The 4,725-nt window shown below is 32.8% G+C and carries 4 protein-coding genes; 1 reads left to right on the top strand and 3 read right to left on the bottom strand.

All coding sequences use genetic code 11. The features are described 5' to 3' along the window. Nucleotides 1-115: 115 nt before the first annotated feature. Nucleotides 116-2,758 (top strand): transglycosylase domain-containing protein, encoded by a 2,643-nt coding sequence (locus NSA58_RS16430; RefSeq protein ID WP_257560697.1) that lies wholly within the window; start codon nt 116-118, stop codon nt 2,756-2,758. 44 nt (nt 2,759-2,802) lie between these two features. Here the strand turns inward: NSA58_RS16430 and spoVAE are convergent, their stop codons facing one another. Genes spoVAE through spoVAC form a run of 3 tightly spaced genes read right to left on the bottom strand, consistent with a single transcriptional unit; the run spans nt 2,803 to nt 4,598 of the window. After that, nucleotides 2,803-3,165 carry a stage V sporulation protein AE gene (gene spoVAE / locus NSA58_RS16435; protein ID WP_257560699.1) on the bottom strand — a complete coding sequence of 121 codons (363 nt, stop codon included), beginning with the start codon at nt 3,163-3,165 and terminating at the stop codon, nt 2,803-2,805. Between the two features lie 12 nt (nt 3,166-3,177). Then, entirely contained in the window at nt 3,178-4,191 is a 1,014-nt protein-coding gene (gene spoVAD, locus NSA58_RS16440; RefSeq protein ID WP_257560700.1) for a stage V sporulation protein AD, read from the bottom strand. A 35-nt stretch (nt 4,192-4,226) separates the two neighbouring features. Continuing rightward, the gene (gene spoVAC / locus NSA58_RS16445) at nt 4,227-4,598 is read right to left on the bottom strand and encodes a stage V sporulation protein AC (RefSeq protein ID WP_330652595.1); all 372 of its coding nucleotides are present in this window, start codon (nt 4,596-4,598) and stop codon (nt 4,227-4,229) included. Nucleotides 4,599-4,725: the final 127 nt, after the last annotated feature.

A 4,725-nucleotide genomic window follows, 5' to 3' on the forward strand; every position in this document is an offset into this window, starting at 1 on the left:
TATAAAGGTATAATTATATTGTATCTTTTAGTTGAACTAAAGTCTGTATAAAGGAAATTTTGTAAAAATCCTTAAATATGTTATAATTATTCATTAAAATAAGGAGGTTAATCTTATGAGAAGAGATAATCGTGATGATAAAAATAAAATCAAGAGAAGAAAAGTAAGCTCTTCAGATAAAAGAAATACATCTCAAACCTCGAGTAGATCGAGTAATTCTAGTAGCTCTAGTAATAAAAGAAAAACTTCTAACAAGAAAAGCTCTGGGAGATTTAAAGGTGTTAAAACAGTAGCTCTAGTATTTCTAGTACTTTTAGTTGTAGGTGTGGCAGCTGGATCTGGTATTGTGTTTGCTTCACTTAGAAATACTGAGACTATTAATAAAGCTTACTTAGATAAGAAAACATACCAAACAACAGAAATTTTATATGCTGATGGTAATTTATTAGCAAAAGCACAAACTTCTAACAAGAAGGAACCTATGAATGATTTAAGTGATATAAGTATAAATTTACAACATGCTCTAGTTGCAGCAGAAGATGAGCGTTTTTATGAACACAATGGTGTAGACATGAAAGGTCTATTACGTTCTGTATTTAACACTCTTATGGGTAATAAACAAGGTGGTTCAACAATACCAATGCAGGTTTCAAAGATGTTAATCACATCTCAAGAACAAAGTATTACTCGTAAAATAAAAGATATTTACTATGCTTTTGAAATGAGTAAAACAGTATCTAAAGAAGATATTTTACTTGCTTATTTGAACAACTTCTATGCAGGTAGAGGTTTATATGGTGCTGAGGCTGCATCTCAAGGATATTTCAACAAAAAAGCAAAAAATTTAACTATTGGTGAAGCTGCTTTATTAATGGCTGCTACTAATAATCCAAGCAAGTATTCGCCTTATACAACAGACAAGTTAAATGGTTCTGAAACTAAGGAAGATTTAGAAAACAAATTGTTATTCTATACTAATACTACAGATGATGACTTAGATGAACCAACTGAAATAGAATTACAAATGATTGATAAGCTATATTCTTGGCGTTTAATTGATTCTGACACATATACTCAATTAAAGAAAAAAACTATTGTTGTTAGAAAAGCAGTACCAAGAGAAGCTGCTAAAGAAAAACAAAAGGCAAATTTAGCAAAAATGCTAAGACTTGGATATATTACACAAGAAGAATATGATAAAGAAGTAGCTAAACCAATTGAAATAAATCTGCCAAAAACTAAGGAAACTGTTGTTTCTTCTGTAGAAGATTATGTTTACTCTGAAGTAGTAGATTCTTTAATGGAACAAGGCTATACTAAAGAAGAAGCACAAAATATGTACTATAATGGTGGACTTAGAATCTATACAACTATAGATTCTGGTATGCAAAAAAATCTAGAAACACAATACAATAATGAAGCCAATTTCCCTAATTCTAGAACTGGTGCTGATGGAATAGTTCAACCTCAATCAGCTATGGTAATATTAGATTACAGAACAGGACAAATTAAGTCATTAATAGGTGGTAGATATGTTAAAGGTAAGAGAACTCTAAACAGAGCAACTACACCAAAACAACCCGGTTCAACTATAAAACCTTTATCAGTTTATACTCCTGCTATAGATACTTTAGAAACTACGCAATCTAATGCATTTAGTGATGCAAGAGGTGGATATAAATTCGATAAAAACAAAGCATGGAATCCGAAAACTACTACCGCTGGATCTGGTATGATGAGTGTGCGTAAAGCTTTAGCCATGTCATCAAATCCTATTGCGGTAAAAGTTGCTGAAACATTGGGAGATTCGTATTTTGAAGCTACTGATGTAATGATGGATTACCTTAAAAACTTTGGTATAACTACATTATTAGATAGTAAAACAAAAGAAGAAAGTTATACAGATAGAAACTTCCCTTCTTTAGTTTTAGGTGGTATGGTTTATGGTATATCTCCACTAGAAATGGCTGCTGCTTTTGGTACTCTAGCTAACGGTGGTACTTATATAGAGCCAACAGTATTTACTACTATTACAACTTTTGATGGTAATTTATTAGTAAAAGCTAATCCACAAGAAAACAGAGTTGTAAGTGAAGATGTTGCTTATGTTATAACCGATATGCTTCAAGCCGTTGTTAAAGAAGGAATTGGTAAAAGGGCAGCTATAAACAATATGGCTGTTGCAGGTAAAACTGGTACTACTAACGATGCCTTAGATGCATGGTTTGTTGGTTATACTCCATACTATGTTGGTGCAACATATATAGGTGACGATGCTGGAACAGGAGAAAAAAGACAAAGTGTTATGGGAACAAGTTCTACAGCAGCTTCACTTTGGTCAAGTGTTATGACTCCTATTCATAAAAACTTAACACCTGTAGAAAAGTTTACTAAGCCTGATGGCGTTTACTTTACTAAAATAAATCCAGTAGATGGCGGAACTTCATCTTATGGTGTAAATGCTGCATTTATTGAAGGAACATATCCTCAACGTGCAACTACTCAAGCTCCTCCAGTTCAAAATAATAAGCCTAAGGAAGAGCAACCAAATACTGATAACGCTGGTGATGGTGATACTCCTCCAGAAGAAGATAATACAGAAACACCAGAAGAGCCAACCCCTCCTGAAGATACAGGCGGTAATAACAACGGTGGCAATAATAATGGTGATAATAACAATGGTGGAGGCAATGAGAATAACTCAGGAGATACACCAGTAGATAATCCAACAGAAAATACTGAACAAGTTAATGAATAAATAAACCAATAAAAAACTTCCTTATTAATAAGGAAGTTTTTTTATCAAGGTTTTGTCTTAGGATTAAATATTACAGATATTATATATCCAAAGAATATTGCAGCTGCCACTCCCCCTGCTGTAGCAATTACTCCTCCTGTAAATATTCCTAAAAATCCATCTGTTTCTATTCCTTTCATAACACCTTTTGCTAAAGAATATCCAAAACCTATTATAGGTACTGTGGCACCTGATGCACCAAATTTAACTATAGGTTCATATACTCCTAAAAATGTTAAAATAGCTCCTAGACTTACATAAGTAACCATTACATAGGGCGTCTGCATCTTGAAGTAATCCATCATTATCTGAGCTATTACACATATTAGACCACCAACTATAAATACTTTTATATATTCTAATAACATAAGCCATTCCTCCTATTCATTTACAATTACTACTCCATGAGCTACTGACGGTATAGTTTGCTTTTGAAGCGTACTTGTTGGAGATAATAAAGCACCTGTTGATACCAACATGACTTTATTAAATTCTTTTTTGATCAATTTATCGTATATATACGAACAAAATACTGTAGCTGAACATCCACATCCACTACCTCCGCAGTGTACATCTTGCTCTTCTAAATCAAAAATTTCTATACCACAGTCTGTGTATACTTTAGATATATCTAACTTCATTTCTTTTAATAAATCTATAACTATCTGTTTTCCCAGTTTGCCTAAGTCTCCAGTAGCTATAATATCAAAACTATTAGGATCGTCTTTTGTGTCTTGGAAATATGAATATATGGTATCTATTGCTGCTGGAGCCATAGCTGCACCCATATTATTTCCATCATCAATCCCCTTGTCTATAACTTTTCCAGGTATAATATATTTTATTTTAGGACCTTTGCCTTCTTTAGTTAATAAAACACCACCAGCACCTGTAACTGTCCATTGAGCTGTCATAGGTTTTTGATTTCCCAATTCTAGAGGAAATCTAAACTGTCTCTCAGCTGTACAATAATGACTAGATGTCCCACATAGTACGTATTTAGCATATTCTCCATCTATGGCCATTGATCCTAGACACATTCCCTCAGCCATTGTGGAACATGCCCCATATATACCAAAAAACGGCACACCCAATTCTCTAGCTGCAAATGAGGCTGGAAATAACTGATTTATTAAATCACCGCCAAAGAGAAAATCCACATCTTCCAATGTTTTATTAGCCTTTTTAACATTCATTTCCATAACTGTCTGTACCATTTTGCTTTCTGCCAATTCCCAAGTTTTCTCACCATATAAGTCATCAGATAAAATTAAATCAAATTTATCTTTTAAAGGTCCTTGTCCTTCTTTAGGTCCTACTATGGATGATGCAGCAATAATAGTAGGCATATTATTTAATCTTATAGTTCTTTTTCCAATTCTTTTTTTATTCATAATTTCACATCCTTCAAATATTAATTTCTAATTTATTAAAAAATTAATTTAATGAAATAATATAGTAGTCCGCATATTATGGATGATGAAATTCCATATACTAACACCGGCCCTGCTATTTTAAATAAATTTGCGCCTACACCTGTTACATATCCTTCTTTTTTGAATTCCATAGCAGGAGATACAATTGAGTTCGCAAATCCTGTTATAGGGATAATTGATCCAGCTCCAGCTCTTTTTCCTATAAGGTCATACACTCCCAATCCTGTAAGAAATGCTCCTAGAAAAATTAATGTCATTGATGTAGCAGAAGATGCTGCTAGCTTGTCTAAATTAATAATTTTCATATAAAAATCATTAATACCTTGACCAATACAACAAATTAATCCTCCTACTAAAAAGGCCATCTCTAGACACAAGGATGCTTTATTAAAAGCATATAACTCAATTAATGATGCCATAGCTGGAATAGAACAAAGATTACCTTATGATTTCATAGAAGTTGATTTCAAAAATATATGGGATTATTTAGGA

This window comes from Terrisporobacter muris, from assembly GCF_024621905.1.
GTDB classification, from domain to species: Bacteria; Bacillota; Clostridia; order Peptostreptococcales; family Peptostreptococcaceae; genus Terrisporobacter; species Terrisporobacter muris.